General features: G+C 60.5%; 13 protein-coding genes and 3 pseudogenes. 7 read left to right on the top strand and 9 right to left on the bottom strand.

The annotated features are described in order from the left end of the window. Positions 1–101: 101 nt before the first annotated feature. From QJT82_RS43740 to QJT82_RS43730, 3 genes and pseudogenes are all read left to right on the top strand, one after another. Positions 102–383 carry a hypothetical protein gene (locus QJT82_RS43740; protein WP_038376941.1) on the top strand — a complete coding sequence of 94 codons (282 nt, stop codon included), beginning with the start codon at positions 102–104 and terminating at the stop codon, positions 381–383. Then, the gene (locus QJT82_RS43735; protein WP_016848498.1) at positions 371–604 is read left to right on the top strand and encodes a hypothetical protein; all 234 of its coding nucleotides are present in this window, start codon (positions 371–373) and stop codon (positions 602–604) included. The genes QJT82_RS43740 and QJT82_RS43735 overlap by 13 nt, the downstream gene beginning before the upstream one ends. An 85-nt stretch (positions 605–689) precedes the next feature. Beyond that, positions 690–1746, top strand: a pseudogene (locus tag QJT82_RS43730) (IS256 family transposase); the annotation flags it as partial. A gap of 319 nt (positions 1747–2065) precedes the next feature. Here QJT82_RS43730 and QJT82_RS43725 read toward each other — a convergent pair. Next, positions 2066–3283 (bottom strand): IS110 family transposase, encoded by a 1218-nt coding sequence (locus QJT82_RS43725; protein WP_100213636.1) that lies wholly within the window; start codon positions 3281–3283, stop codon positions 2066–2068. Positions 3284–3527: 244 nt separating this feature from the next. On the opposite strand from QJT82_RS43725, the pseudogene QJT82_RS43720 reads away from it, so the two are divergent. Further along, positions 3528–3746, top strand: a pseudogene (locus QJT82_RS43720) (IS256 family transposase); the annotation flags it as partial. 327 nt (positions 3747–4073) lie between these two features. Here the strand turns inward: QJT82_RS43720 and QJT82_RS43715 are convergent. The 7 genes from QJT82_RS43715 to QJT82_RS43685 all read right to left on the bottom strand — a co-directional run bounded on the left by QJT82_RS43715 (position 4074) and on the right by QJT82_RS43685 (position 10423). Further along, a complete protein-coding gene (locus tag QJT82_RS43715; protein ID WP_038376948.1) occupies positions 4074–4622 on the bottom strand; it encodes a cysteine hydrolase family protein in 549 nt (182 codons plus the stop codon). Positions 4623–4940: 318 nt separating this feature from the next. After that, on the bottom strand, positions 4941–5507 hold the full coding sequence (locus QJT82_RS43710; protein WP_016848494.1) for a hypothetical protein: 567 nt from the start codon (positions 5505–5507) through the stop codon (positions 4941–4943). Continuing rightward, positions 5504–6001, bottom strand: coding sequence for a hypothetical protein (locus QJT82_RS43705; protein ID WP_016848493.1), 498 nt, complete (start codon positions 5999–6001; stop codon positions 5504–5506). The genes QJT82_RS43710 and QJT82_RS43705 overlap by 4 nt, the downstream gene beginning before the upstream one ends. Continuing rightward, on the bottom strand, positions 5998–6798 hold the full coding sequence (locus QJT82_RS43700) for a hypothetical protein (protein WP_016848492.1): 801 nt from the start codon (positions 6796–6798) through the stop codon (positions 5998–6000). Before QJT82_RS43700 ends, QJT82_RS43705 begins: the two co-directional genes overlap by 4 nt. Positions 6799–6811: 13 nt before the next feature. Further along, positions 6812–7282 carry a hypothetical protein gene (locus tag QJT82_RS43695; protein WP_075968970.1) on the bottom strand — a complete coding sequence of 157 codons (471 nt, stop codon included), beginning with the start codon at positions 7280–7282 and terminating at the stop codon, positions 6812–6814. 40 nt (positions 7283–7322) lie between these two features. Beyond that, on the bottom strand, positions 7323–8855 hold the full coding sequence (locus QJT82_RS43690; protein WP_038376940.1) for a hypothetical protein: 1533 nt from the start codon (positions 8853–8855) through the stop codon (positions 7323–7325). A gap of 2 nt (positions 8856–8857) precedes the next feature. After that, complete coding sequence (locus tag QJT82_RS43685) at positions 8858–10423, bottom strand: pyridoxal-dependent decarboxylase (RefSeq protein WP_077231143.1); 1566 nt, start codon at positions 10421–10423, stop codon at positions 8858–8860. Positions 10424–10743: 320 nt separating this feature from the next. Here QJT82_RS43685 and QJT82_RS43680 point away from each other — a divergent pair. Continuing rightward, positions 10744–10923: pseudogene (locus QJT82_RS43680) on the top strand (ISL3 family transposase); the annotation flags it as partial. A 332-nt stretch (positions 10924–11255) separates the two neighbouring features. Here the strand turns inward: QJT82_RS43680 and QJT82_RS43675 are convergent. Further along, entirely contained in the window at positions 11256–11438 is a 183-nt protein-coding gene (locus QJT82_RS43675; RefSeq protein WP_129964740.1) for a hypothetical protein, read from the bottom strand. Positions 11439–12168: 730 nt separating this feature from the next. Between QJT82_RS43675 and QJT82_RS43670 the strand changes: the two genes are divergently transcribed. Both QJT82_RS43670 and QJT82_RS43665 read left to right on the top strand, forming a co-directional pair. Continuing rightward, entirely contained in the window at positions 12169–12381 is a 213-nt protein-coding gene (locus QJT82_RS43670) for a hypothetical protein (RefSeq protein WP_016848488.1), read from the top strand. A gap of 418 nt (positions 12382–12799) precedes the next feature. Further along, positions 12800–13015 carry a hypothetical protein gene (locus tag QJT82_RS43665; RefSeq protein ID WP_038376939.1) on the top strand — a complete coding sequence of 72 codons (216 nt, stop codon included), beginning with the start codon at positions 12800–12802 and terminating at the stop codon, positions 13013–13015. The last annotated feature ends 741 nt before the right edge of the window (positions 13016–13756 follow it).

The raw sequence follows: 13756 nt of genomic DNA, 5'->3' as shown, positions 1-13756 counted from the left end.
TTTGTTCGTCGTCGTCTTGCTCATAACGGCCCCACCTTCTCAGGAGTTGGGGCCTCCGGCAATCCCGGGGCGGTTCAGATGGAAGCGACCTTGCCGGCGCCTTGCGCGCGCACATAAGTGCGCAGCTGCCGGACTACATGGTGCCGGCGGCGTTTGTGCGGCTGGTGGCGCTGCCGCTGACGGTGAACGGCAAGTTCGACCGCCAGGCGCTGCCGGCTCCGGAGGACGATGCGTATGCGCATCGGAGCTACGCGCCGCCGCAAGGCGAGGTCGAGACGATGCTGGCGCAGATCTGGGCCGAGCTTCTCGGGCTGGAACGGGTCGGACGCCACGACCACTTCTTCGAACTGGGCGCCACTCACTGCTGGCGGTGCAACTGCTAAGCCGGCTGTCGCTGGCTGTTGGTGCCTCACTGCCACTGACGACGCTGTTTACCAAGCCAGTGCTGACCGATTTGGCGGGCAGCATCGTCGAGGAGTTGAGCCGCTCCGGTCCGCAAGAGCTGCCGGCGATTGCGGCGGTGTCGCGTCATGAGCCGCTGGTGTTGTCGTTTGCGCAGCAGCGGCTGTGGTTTTTGGCGCAGCTGGATGCGAGCTATCGCTGAAAGTTGGTGACGGTGGAAATCGGAAAGGCGGCATATCGTGGGGGTGCTTGACGCCTCCACTTCTCCACCGAAGGAGCGATATGCCGTGTCCAAGGATGACATCATCAAGCTGATTCAACCAGGAAACGTCGACGATCAATTCACCGAAATCTTGCGCAATGGGGCGCGTGCTCTGTTGGCCCAGGCGGTCGAGGCCGAGGTTGCGGACTTTCTCAGCAAGCATGCTGATTTGAAGACCGCGGACGGCCACCAGCGCGTCGTGCGCCACGGTCACCTGCCGGAACGCGAGGTGATGACCGGTATCTGTCCGGTTGCCATCCGCCAGCCGCGTGTACGCGATCGCGAGGTGGACGCTACCGACCTCGACCGCATCCGTTTCTCTCCGTCGATTCTGCCGCCCTACATGCGCCGCTCGAAATCGATCGAGACGCTGCTGCCGATCCTTTACCTGAAGGGGATCTCGACCGGCGACTTCTCCGAGGCTCTGGCGGCGCTGCTCGGCAAGGATGCTGCCGGGTTGTCGGCATCGGCCATCGGCCGTCTGAAGGACGGTTGGCTCGACGAACACACCGCGTGGCAGAGGCGCGATCTGTCGGCGAAGCGCTACGTCTACATCTGGGCCGATGGCATCCATCTCCAAGCGCGCCTCGAAGACGAAAAGCAGTGCATTCTTGTGGCTGATCGGCGCGACGCCGGAAGGCCGCAAGGAACTGGTCGGCTTCACCGATGGCGCCCGCGAGAGCGCGCAGGACTGGCGCGATCTGCTGCTCGACCTGAAGCGGCGCGGGCTCGACGTGCCGCCGCGGCTCGCCATCGCCGACGGCGCGCTCGGGTTCTGGAAGGCTGCCGGCGAGGTCTGGCCGAAAGCGCGCGAGCAGCGCTGCTGGGTGCACAAGACCGCGAATGTGATAGCCAAGTTGCCGAAGAGCCAGCAGCCGAAGTCCAAACGCGTGTTGCAGGAGATCTGGATGGCCGAAACCAAGGCCGCCGCCGAGCTGGCGTTCGACGCTTTCATCGAGAACTACACGCCCAAATACGAGAAGGCGACCGACTGCCTGAGCAAGGATCGGGACATGCTACTGGCGTTCTACGACTTCCCGGCCGAGCACTGGAAACACCTGCGGACGACGGATGAGATGGACAAGCGATTTCTTCATGGCCGAGACGACGATTGCGGAGATCGCTGTAAGTCCACTCTTTTGTTCGGCTGCGCGGTGGGCCATTCTTCCGTCCCTGCCACCGATCTCGCAGCCGCCGCGCGCAGGGGCGGTCAAGGCTGGCCGCATTTGCGGCCACCGCAAGGCTTGGCCTTGACCGGCCCGAGCACGGCGGCACGCTGGCGTGGAATGGGACCTGCATTCCTGGCTAGAACTTGCCGTCAGCCGCGATTATGGTTGTTGGGCGCGGGCGACCTCGTGGCGAAGCGTGACGCGTCGGCTGCAAGCGTCACCGGACTGCTGCCTATTTTGTCTTGCCGAGCTGAGGCGCCCGCGCGCCGGTTTTTGGCCGCCGCGGTTTCCATTGCGACACGAAGCGTTCGTAGCTGTGCTCCGCCTGGGCGGCAATCAACATCTCGTGGTCGCGCAGCGCCTTGATGTTGTAGGCATAGGCCGGTCCACGCCGGCTGCCTTTCTGTTGCGGATGTCCGGCTTGAAGTTGCATCGCGCGGGTCTTGTTGGCGACCAGCGCTGGGCGCGCCCACAGGTAATCCTCGTCCTTCGTCAGCAAATGCCAGCAGAGCACAGTGAGCTTCCGCGCCACGGCCACCGCGGCGATCTGACGGCCGCGCCGGGCGCGGATGCGCACGAAAAACGCATTCAGTGGACCGGGCGCCTTGGCCGCTGCCCAGGCCGCCTCGACCAGCATGGCGCGCGCATGACTGCGGCCGACCTTGCTGATACGGCCGTGGTGGGCGGCTCCCAACTCGGACTGCCGGACCCGCGGGTTCAGCCCGAAATAGCTCACCAGCTTCTGCGGGCTGTTGAACCGGCTGATGTCGCCGATCGCCGCCACGATGCCGGCGGCGACCGCCAGATTCACGCCGGTAATCGTCATCAATCTGTTGACCGCGGAATCCTCAATTGCGTCCTGTGCGATCTCGCGCTCAAGCAGGGCTAGGTCTTCCGCCAGCCGGTCAAGCTCACGGACGTGCCGATCGATGGTCGCTCGCTCATCGTCCGGCAACTGGTGAGCGGCCAACCACGCCCGGCCGCGGGCGTTGAACAGATCGGCATGTGGGCACTTCGGGATCAGGTGTGCGTGCAGGATCGAATGCACCTCGTTCTTGAGCCGCGTACGCTGCCGCACGATCTGGTAGCGCCGCGCCACCAGTCTGCGCTTGCGTTCGGTCTCTGCGTCAGGCGTCCAGATCTGCGGCAGGTATCCCGCCGCCTGCAGACTGGCGAGCGTGCCAGCATCGATCTTATCGGTCTTGACGTGAGCCTGGGCGATCGCCTTCACCTGCAACGCATTGGCGATAATCACCCGCGCCACGAATGGCGCCAGCACTCGCGACACCGCGATGCTGTTGCCGGTCGCTTTGAGCACCACCTCATCACTGGCCAGCAGGGTCTTGCCAAATCCCTCCAGCGCAGTCCGCGTCATATCAATGCGGCCTGCATGTCGAAGCCTGCCGTTCTCCCAAAATACCACCTCCCCGAAGGTTCGGTGGACATCAATGCCAATTACCCGTCGCATTCGCACCTCCTGTCAGATACGTGACGGGAGCTGCGGGCGACACGCCAACTACGAATTCGCGCTCTCGGCGCAACCGGGCGAGTCGCAGAGGCGGCCAGCTACTAACTCGAGCTCTCGGCTCATCGTGTGTATCGGCCTGCCCGCACATCGTGCTCCCGGTGCCTCTGTCCCGATGGTCGCACCATACGCCACGATGTAGAATACCGCAGCGGAACGTTGGCACCTCGCTACCGTGCGCCACCGCACGATCCGATCGAAGGGTTGCCTGTCCAACAGGACGGCGCTCGCGATGGTCTTCAAACTGCTTGAGGCCGCGCAGAAAAGCTGGCGTCGTCTCGATGGCCACAACCAGTTGCCAAAACTCGTTCTCGGTGTGACATTCAACGACGGGATCGAGGTCGTCGCCAAACCGACTGACCGTCAGCCCATAACCGCCGCCGCCTGACCGGCCAGGCCGTCACCAAAATTTAGCCATAGCTCCCGTTCTCGCACCGTCGAGCTTTCTAGTATTGCTCCGGCGAAGTTTAGCCGGAGGGAGCCAGCAAATCCAGCGAGACGTTCACACCTCCGTCGGGTCGCTCGAGCTTCAGGTCGTTCGAGGCCGAATCCGCACCTTCGTTGAACGTACGAACGAGATCCCAAGCCCTTCAAATGAGCTAAGTCCGCAGATCAGATTTAGCTTCTGTAAAAACCTTCTGCCTGGAGACCAGCAGATTTTACGCGGCGATCCTTAGGAGTCACGTGACTAATGTTAGCCGAGGCCGCAACGGCATCAGGCTGCTAGATAGTCACTGGTCGTGGTGACCGTGCCGTAGGCCAAGCCAAGGGCCGCCATAAAGGCCGCATGAACCTGCACGGCGGGCACGATTATGCCACCGAATGGAAGGTCGCAGGTGGCGCAAGCGTCGTGCAAGATCGTGGTCTTGTAGCCGTAATCGGCGGCTGCTCGGCTGGTCGCATCGATGCACATGTGGCTCATTGCTCCGACGATCACGACCTCCTTAACGCCCCCGGCATCGAGCCGCTGCTTCAGATCGGTGTCGCGGAAGGCGTTGGGATAGTGCTTGACGACTAAGGCCTCACGTTCTAGTGGCTGGACAATGGGATTGATCTCTACCCCTCTGGTGTTCGGCGCGAAGATAGAGGGATGACTTTCCTGCATTTCGTGCTGAACATGGATAACCGCGTCACCACGCGCGCGGGCGGTCTGAATCACCCTAGCTGCGTTGGCGGCCGCATGCACGATACCAACCAGGGGCAGCTTGCCATCTGGGAAGTATTCGTTTTGGATGTCGATAACGATGACGGCGCGCTGGCTCATAAGATTTTCCTTAGATTGTTGGACAAAGCAGTCGATCAGCAATGACCCGCGCAGGCGCGGGATCTGCGACGTGTAGGCCACCAGATATCGTTACCCATATAATCCCCTTCACTTTTCCGACTGAGTCGGCAGGCTAACGGGCTCTTGGACCCGTTCGGCGCTGAATCGAAGGAACGTGCAATCGCCACCCAAGTGCCGTTCCATCTTCCTCTGATCGATGTTACCGATAGCTGCCCAGAAGCGCGCGACAGAGCAGCACGCGATTGGAACGTCCGTGATTGATTGGGTGGGTCTGTCGGCGTACAACTTCGCTGCTTCTTATCCATGCTGACTCCCTGCATGGATGGCGCTCAGAGGAATGACCTGCAAGGCAGGTCCATCCAGGTTGAAATAAGATTTGCGATTTCGATCGACTGTGTCGACCTCAACTACGAGGCGATAGGGATAGAGCCCAGGCTCGAGCTCAAGGTCGACGGCGCCCGCCCAGTAATAGTAGGAGGGCGTCCACGGACTGCGGATCTTGTCCGGGCCGCCATAGATCTTGAGATCGTTACATATTTTGCGGAGCTCTGGCGTGCCATCGGGTAGCACAAAAACGATGTTCACGATACGCGCGAACAGAGGCCAGCTACCGTCCGGACGCTTTTCCATGTCAGTACAATAAACCAGCCAGTTCAGGGCTTGGCCCTGGCGGCACACTGTCCGCAAGCTGTTCGTGCCTTTACCGGTACTCTCGCCGCCGTTGTCCATTAGCCCGGTTTTCCCGCTGAGGCCGCCGGTCCGTAGGGTTCCTGCGACGTCGATGAGTGTAACGATGTTCAGCTGTGTGGATGCCAAGCTTGGGCTGCTGGGGGGCCGCTGCGACGCCGGACTGATAATCATCATGAACTCCTGGTTCGGGTGCCCGGGGAAGCGTTGAGAGCGGCCTCGACGAGGCGCGATGAACTCCTGGTTCGGGTGGCACCCGGGGAAGCGTTGAGGGCGGCATCGATGAGGCGCGCGTCGGCACCGTTATCGAGCGTCCGCATCCGGCTGCCAAGCTCCAACGTCAGCCCATACGGTAGGTCGCCGACCGGCTGCTTCACCGTACCAACCCAGTAGCTGACATCGGACTCGGGATAGGTTTCGCGTCGAACCTCGCAGATTTCCGGCGGCAGTTTGATCGCTCGTATCGCGGCATGATTTTCGCATTCGATCGGCAACAACGTCCAGATGATCTCGTCTCCGGGGGCCACGGCGGTCGCGAGCCCGTCGGTCGCCTGGTTGCGCGAGCCGCCTGGACGGTTGTCATCGATCATGTAGAGAGAGCCTGCGAGCGTATCTGCCTCCAATGCGGCGACGACATCTACCACCAGGAGAATGTTGATCGTTTTTGTCATATCGCGTCTCCCTCAACGCATGTAGGCCCGGAGGGCGGTATGGGCAGTAGGCCGGGCACGAAGCCGCTAGTGAAGCCATTGACGCTCGGTACGTTACTAACCTGAATACTGCACGACAGGGTGAACAGCCGCGGCTCCCAGAGCATCTTGCTGTTCTCCTGAACGGGGCGATAGAGCGCCACCTCCATCGTATAGTCGTGGCGACCGACCTTGGCCGTATCGACGGTGGCGCTCCAGTACCAGCCATCCGTCAACGGATCGGGCGAACCGTAGAGAGCCGGATAGAGAACACCATTCTCCACCGCAGCCCCGCGGATCCTCACGACAACTGGAGGCACGCTGGCCGCCGTAATGGTATCATCAGGCTTCAGCACCTTGCCGGCCGCGTTCAGCACTGGTGCGTCATAGGTGCGAACTGCACCGCGGTCGCGAACCTGCAGGGGCTTCGGAGGGTCAGTAAGCATCTTGGAGATGTTCTCCTGAATCTTGGAGATGTGCTCCTGAGTACGGACGGAGGGGCTCAGCAGTCGTCGTGCCGTGTTGGCAATGTTGAAGCGGTGGGGATAGCTGCGTGGCAGCGTCGGTGGCAGCTGGGCGACGCCGACGGTGATCCAGTTCAGGACAGCCTCCATGGCCTGCGAACCATCGGCATCATAAACGCCGGGAACATTCGTCACGCGGGCATGGGGCGACTGGGCGAATGGGCCCGTATTGTCGATGACATAGGCGTTTCCATCGAGACAGCCCTCCGCCAGGGCGGTCTCGATATCGATAACGGTGACAATTGAGATCTGCATTGTGTATAGCCTCCTATTGGAGCGGATCGTGCGGTCGCTCGACAGGCGGTGGTGAGGGGTGAGCCCGAAAGGCCCCTCCTAGCGGGGGAGGCAAGAGTACAAGAGAGGGTCCGGCGATGCTGATCGCGCGCCCACTCAGGCCACCCGTGACGAGCGTCATTCGGTAGGAATGGCGCGAGCCCGGAGCGCTCCAAGGAGGTACGTATCCCTGCCATTGCAGAGCCCAAGGGAGCAGGTAGCCCGTCGCCGGTGGCGCAGTGCCATCAAACGACACGCCGGTCAGCCAAGCCATGGTCTGGACGTCAAGCGGCGTTAGACTCCAGCGGACCAGTTGTCCTGGCCAGACCGAGCTGACCAGCTTGGCGGTGCCAAGGCTTTCTCCGTCAGAGACACCATCGTCAAACATGAAGACGTTGCCCTCGACCGCATTGCCAAGCAGCAGGGCGATAACGTCGACGAAAACCCGGATATTGAGCGGCGTCATTATCTTTCTCCTGCTCGGCGGCGCTGCTAGTTTGCGAGTATCAAATGCGGTCTACAACGAGGGGCACCTTGCCAAATGCCGTGCGAACCAAATCCGCGTTCCTTGGATCTACAAGCCGAATGGCAAAGCTGTAGCCCGAACTCCGCAGACTTGTCTCGTTCGCCTCCAGTGCGTCGAAGACGGACAGCGATTGGAGCAAGCCGGCGATGATCAAGGGCGAGGAGCCTTCCGGTCCCAGTCGCATGGCGACCTGCGTCGGAAGGGATGCGGCTTCCGGAGTGCCGATCACCAAGTGCAGCTGCCGCTTCGCGCGATCGATCTGGAACTGCGCGTCGGTAGCGACGCTATCGATGTCCAGAACCTGTCGCTGGCGGAATTCGGCGGTGATCGCCGCCAAGGCCTGCGGTGCCGAATACTGCGTGTCGCCAATATGCATGAAATCGCCGCTGCGGCCGACATACTCAAATTGCACGGCATTCAGGCCGGGCGACTGCAAGTCAGGGCGGCGGATGACTCGATCGCCTATTTTGTAGCGCAGCACGGGGGTCGCATTACCGAACAGGCGCGTGACTACCAGTTCACCTTCCTCGCCTATTTCCGTCCATTGCCCGTCCGGCCTGACCACTTCCACCAAGTGGAGACCAGGTACCGCAGTCAGGACGGGGCTTTCCGGATCTAGCTGCAGGCCGATGGTTTCCGCCTGGGTGGCGGCAAAGTAACTGAGTACGATCAGGCTTGAATAGGCCTGCCTGAGATCCGCCCGCACCTTGGGAGTGAGCACTCCACTGCCATAAAGAGCGATCCGGAAGCTGTCCCTCGCCTCGCCAGATAGCCCGTCCGCAAAACTCGCCAATAGCGCAATGCTTCGTGTAATCCCCATTATCGCCTTCGGCCCCGGATAGGACATCATCCGCTGGAAGACTTCCCGGCTCATCGGACCGGCGCCGATGTAGTTGACACTTGGGATCTTCTGGAGCACGCCACCCACCATGGTGCCGCTGCTCCACATCTGATAATCGGCTAATGTCGTGGCCACCCATTTGGCGCCGCTGCCAGTAAGGTAGCGCGCCATAATGTGTCGGCCCATGAAATCCCCTGCCCAGCGGTAGGTCTCCTGTAGCTCGTCGAGCGAATAGACGGTTTCTGAGGGCTTGCCGGAACTGGTACCGCCGCTGGCCACGATTTCGAAGCCGCAGCGGTCGATGGGCACGACCATGCCTGGCCGCGTTTCCGTGAACATTTGCTGAAAGGCTTCCTTATCGGTAAGCGGCAGCGCCTTGAACTGCTCGTAATTGTCCACCGGACCGGTCCCGACGGCACTATCGATGCGCCGACGCCACAGCGGATTGATGCGGGCGATGGAGACGAGTTGCGATAGCCTGCGCTCGACGATGGCAGCCTGGATGTCATGAGACAATTCGTCAATCCGGCAGCCGATGACAGTCTGCGCGTGCAGGAGCGAGGCTAGAAAAGACGGTAAAGCCAGCACGTCATCCACGGTGCACGGATGCAAGATCGTTTCCGGCAGTACGTGGTGAGCGCAGTCACGGGGTGAAAGGGCGAAGTGGCGCATAGTCATTCCTGAGGCTCAAACCGGAAAGGCCGGTTCTGCTCGCCGTGTGTAGCGTTGCTTGCAAGAATCTCGCGCGCATGGCGTCGGATCTCTCCCACCATGCCTGCGATGTCGGACAGGCCGATCCGATGATTCATGAGGACCATGCGGAGCATTGTCCGTCCATCCATATCGACCTTGGACAAGAGGTAACGCCCAGCCGCCCGCACGCGGTTGCGCAACTCCAGTTGCAGGCTCGATAACCGATTGCCGCACACGCCAAGCGGCTGATGGACGAAGCAGAGAATATTGGATTCCGGCCGATACGGGACGATGAAGTCCGGCTGATCGGCCAAGTATTGGTGGGCGGCCTCAGTCATCATTACCAGGCGCTCCAACTTATCCGCGAAGGCGCGGGGACCATACAGCGACCAAGCCAGCCAAAGGTTCAGAATCGCGGGGCGTTTCGTACATTCGAAGTTCTTCACGCCGCTCTGCACGGCTGTCATTTCATCTTCGAACGGGTCAAATACGTAGCTGTCCTTCTGGGGAAACGCGGTCTCCGCCAAACCCTTCTCGCGGTAGAACAGCAATGTGCAAAGGGCCGGGACGAACAGAGCCTTATGGGCGTCCAGGCAAAAAGAATCGGCAAGCTCCAGTCCCGCAAGGCGAGGCCGCAGCCGGTCGGAAACCAGAAAAGCGCCGTTGTGAGCCGCATCGACATGCAGCCAAGCGCCGCGCCGCTTCGCCAACGCCGCAAGGTCAGGCAACGGATCATTAGCACCGATCGCGGTCGTTCCTGCCGAGGCGATCAGGCAGAAAATATCCAGCCCCTGGGTCGCCGCCTCGTCCAAAGTCGCTGCCGCCCGTTCCGGGCAGATCTGCCGACGGTCGTTCAGAGGCAGGCGTATCACTTGATTTTGGCCGATACCAATGATGCCGGCAATGCGGGAGACGGAGAAATGGGCGTCCTGGCCAATGGCAATGGCAGGCCGGGTTGATCGGCCGGCCGCAAGTCCGCCGTTCCAGCTTCCCGAAAGGTAACGGTTGCGGGCGACGAGCGCAGCGGTCATGTTCGCAAGCGAAGCCCCGGACGTCGTCACCATTTCGAAACTACCCGGTGCCCACCCAATGAAACGGCCGAACACCTCTTCGATAAGCCGGTCGGCAACGTTGGCGAGCTGCCCCGCCTCGTAATAGGAAGCTGGCTGCGGTGCCATGGCGGCAACCATTTCGAAGACGGCGGTGACCGGCATCACCGAACTGAACTGCCGTCCCATATATCCGCGGGAGTTCACCTTGATGCCGGTTTCCAGGTAAAGCTCGACGATGTCGGCGAAGCGGCGTACATCGAAGCGCCCCAAATCAGCCGCCGTCATGAGGTTGCGGGCACTGGCCATCAGATCTACTGGTCTTTGAAGACGCAAGCCTTCGACGTCGTCACGTGACAGCACGTCAGCAAGCCGTTCGATAGCCCAATGAGCGGCTGCGGTGAAATCTCGAACGTTAAATGATGATTCTATTTCGGAGGCGAATGTCTGGAGCCGACACGGCGAACCTCCATCAAACACGTTCAGTTTGTCCATCATCGTCGCACGCTCAACGCTATTATTCACCGCCGCCGGATGCACGCTCCATGGCGGTAGGCATTCTTGGACGCCTATTGTCGTGTTGTTTGAACGACGGAAAGGCGGGACGGGCAGCCACTCGGAAACCTCGGTCAGGAGAAAGTGTGGACACCGTGTCGTTGCGCACAGTGCGGCAAATGCCATCCAAAAGCAGTGGCCACCCATCTATGTTAGGCCGCGGCTATCATGAGCCTCTATGGGGCGCAGCTCTAGCTATCGAAACTGGTGGGTCGAGGGCATGCATGTCCGATGGCTCTGAAATTTGTGGGACCATCACTAGCCGGCGCCGGCTCGGCCGCATCGTGCCGGATCGTAAACCAGAGACTGCCCAAGCGTGGCTATCTGCTTGTCCCCCGATCGCGATTGTCGCCCGCGATCGTGGTGGCGGAGATGGCGAAGCCAAGGCAACGGCGCCGCCGCACGCGTTACAGGTCGTTGATCGTTGGCATCTGATGGAGAACGGCCAGTGCCGGACGCTTGGCAGCGATCGCATGTAGATGTGGCGTGATCGCGGATGCTCATGTCGACAAGGCGCTCAAGGAGCTTCGGCGGACCAGGTCGCCCGAAGAAGCAAAGCAATCGGAGATCGCGATGGGAGCAATTTCACAGAGATGTAGGCCGTGAAGCGGTCGACGACGCTCTTGCAGGCAATCCCCGACTGGTTCGAAGAGGCGTGCTCGTGGCGCTCCGGTCCAAAGTTGAAAAGGCGGCGCGGCGTAATCGTTGGTCCTCCGCACCAGCCGGCTTAGATGCCTGGCTCAGGTTGCAACTTTAGGCCGACGGTTCTCAGCCCTTAAGTCCGTTCGTCGTTTTGAGGCCCCGTCGATGGATGAGACTCTTGATCAGGTGGTTTAAACGGTTTGCGCGGGATGTCTGGATCCTGTCCCCACAGCTGATCGGCGTAGATCGTCTGCTCGACGAAATCGGGATCGACTTCGGGTTCGCCTTGCAAGCGCTTCGAGATATCCGCGAGCATAAGGACGATCAACTTCTAGCGGTCCGGTGGGCAGCAGGTGAGGCTCCAGGAGGGACGAGTGCTCAGGCGCAGTGAGCAAGGATTGAACTTTTTGGTCCCATACCCAAAACTCAGCGGCTGATTGGCAGGTGCCGCGCTCGGCGGTCTCTTGCTGTTCCTTCAATAGCGCGAGCAATTCTACGTAGTTCTTCGCCATCGCGTGATCTGGTGGACTCTTTTCAAGCGCTCCGCCGTAAAGATCTTCGCTCACAGTCTTTCGTTTGAATATCAGAAACACGGAGCAACTTTAAACGGCGGCGTCCAGGAGCGGCAACCTACCTGATCGTACTTTACGCAGTCATCGAGACCAGAGCGGTTGGTACGCCAATTGCCCGGGTTCGACTGAGCAATAGTACGACATTTCGTTGACTGAGAGGCGGCATACGCGCTCAGCTGCCATGCTGCGGGTGCTGACTTCGAGATATCGGCGGCGGCCCGCACGGATGGCTCATGCGCGCGAGCGCTTCGCCGAGCAGCCGCTGGAGCCGTGCCCCCGCCACTCCTCATGCATCGCAGGCGCCTCAGCATCGATGGCCGCGGTATGTCGATTGACTGCTCTTCTCGGGATTGTGAGCCTAGCCCAACGTCCGGTGTGGAGGGAAAGGGTTCCCAGAATGCCACACTCCGCCACCCGGCCCGATTCACAGCCTGCGTGTCCACTGGCTGCGGAATTGCGGAGGCTCAATAGCTCATGGGGATGCTTCCCGAGGCGCAGCAAGATTGGATAGTGACCGTCGCCATCAAGAAAGACGGCGACGACGATGAAGAGTACCGGCAAGTAACTTACGCGGCTGCAGTCGCTGACTCGATCCAAGCCGTGCAGCTGACTATAGAAGACAGCGGCGCCAACGCCCCAATGCTCAACTTCCCGCTGGACCTGAAATGTTGCAAAGACTCGGCTTGAGGCCGGGTGAGCTGACCATTTTACACGATAGCGTGATTGATCCAATCACCTTGCGTCCTCGGCGTCATTAGTCGCATGTCTCATCTCGTTCAGCCGTGTCGGGTTGATGACCCGCGTGTCCGGAAGCTACACGAGCACTTGGGTGGCACGGTGTGAAAGCGTACCGTTTTGCTCCCTCGCATTTTTTCATCGTCTGGCACGTGGGTTGCTGAGCCAGATATGGCTTGGTCGCTTGTGATTGTCCTCTCGACGGCCAAGCTCTTCGTACCGCAACTGGCACGGGCGGCCTTACCTCCGCCTTCCGTGCATTTTTAGGTTGCGCCCACCCTACCGGGTCTCCGTTACGCCAAAAGCGCCCACACACGCCAAACGGCGGAATTGCTGACCGACCACCCACTGCAAGTAGGAGAGCAGTATCATGGCTGACACTGGGTTGAAGAACTTTATCGGCGCAGCGATCGACCTCGCCGAACGGGCGAGGCAAGTACTCGATAGCGACGACGGCTCATATGATGCGCTAGTCATTGCGCTGCAAAACTTTGGCGACGCTCATCGCTCTTTGATAGAGGCCTCTTCTGAAGCGCTTGCTGAGACCGAGATCAGCCGCGCGAATGCACGCGACCGTACGCAGTGAGGAACGCCATGAGGCAAGAGAAAACGGCCGATGAACTAGGCGCAATCTTCATGGCGGAGATTGCCAAACATCGGAACTACAGCCAAAATCAAGGCCGTGGCGATCACCCGACCCGTTGCGACTGTGCCCACCTTCTTAACCTGGTATCCGGGATTTGTCTGCGAGGGCCTCGAGATGGCACCGGCAGCCGCTTTCGTATTCGCGAAAGCCCTTGCCAGACAATATGATCTCGACGGACACCCATCTTACTCGATGCGGCACTTCAATAGCCTCCTTGTCAACTTCGTGCTGTGGATGCTTAGTGCCGCGCCGGCCAAGAGAATGCTGCAGAACGAGGCGTGCGTCGCACTGTCCTATATCGATTGCGATGGCGACCGTGGTTTCGCAGCTCGGCCGTTCCGCACAGGAGTGCGAGCCGTTTGGGAGCGTGAATTACGGGGACTTGGCTCAAACGCAGAGCTGTGCCCATGCTTCTCGCCCGGGCATCCATGCGGTTCTTACGAAGGAGACATTATCTCTCACGATCTCCCGCTGAATTCGCCAAAAATGGCAACAGCGGACTCACGATTCCGGTATGCCTGCCAAACACATTCCCTCACAAACGGCACGCAGCGAGAAAGGTCAGGTTATGACTCGACGCATCGTCGCGAAACCGGCGAACAGTAGAGCTGGCCCCGGTTGTTTGGACAGCGCCCCGCTGGATTTAAGTGGATTCCTGCCGGGTTATGCTGAACGCGGGGC

The sequence above is a fragment of the Bradyrhizobium sp. Mp19 genome, from assembly GCF_029952935.1.
Classification (GTDB): domain Bacteria; phylum Pseudomonadota; class Alphaproteobacteria; order Rhizobiales; family Xanthobacteraceae; genus Bradyrhizobium; species Bradyrhizobium elkanii.
The sequence above is the reverse complement of the archived record's forward strand: the minus strand, read 5'-3'. Positions and strand labels throughout refer to the sequence as shown.

Excerpts from the sequence above, each read along its gene's own strand:
- QJT82_RS43690 (WP_038376940.1), bottom strand. The coding sequence starts at position 8,855 with ATGCGCCACTTCGCCCTTTCACCCCGTGACTGCGCTCACCACGTACTG.
- QJT82_RS43705 (WP_016848493.1), bottom strand. The coding sequence starts at position 6,001 with ATGACAAAAACGATCAACATTCTCCTGGTGGTAGATGTCGTCGCCGCA.
- QJT82_RS43670 (WP_016848488.1), top strand. The coding sequence starts at position 12,169 with ATGGGGATGCTTCCCGAGGCGCAGCAAGATTGGATAGTGACCGTCGCC.
- QJT82_RS43710 (WP_016848494.1), bottom strand. The coding sequence starts at position 5,507 with ATGATGATTATCAGTCCGGCGTCGCAGCGGCCCCCCAGCAGCCCAAGC.
- QJT82_RS43700 (WP_016848492.1), bottom strand. The coding sequence starts at position 6,798 with ATGCAGATCTCAATTGTCACCGTTATCGATATCGAGACCGCCCTGGCG.
- QJT82_RS43675 (WP_129964740.1), bottom strand. The coding sequence starts at position 11,438 with ATGCTCGCGGATATCTCGAAGCGCTTGCAAGGCGAACCCGAAGTCGAT.
- QJT82_RS43665 (WP_038376939.1), top strand. The coding sequence starts at position 12,800 with ATGGCTGACACTGGGTTGAAGAACTTTATCGGCGCAGCGATCGACCTC.
- QJT82_RS43695 (WP_075968970.1), bottom strand. The coding sequence starts at position 7,282 with ATGACGCCGCTCAATATCCGGGTTTTCGTCGACGTTATCGCCCTGCTG.
- QJT82_RS43685 (WP_077231143.1), bottom strand. The coding sequence starts at position 10,423 with ATGATGGACAAACTGAACGTGTTTGATGGAGGTTCGCCGTGTCGGCTC.
- QJT82_RS43715 (WP_038376948.1), bottom strand. The coding sequence starts at position 4,622 with ATGAGCCAGCGCGCCGTCATCGTTATCGACATCCAAAACGAATACTTC.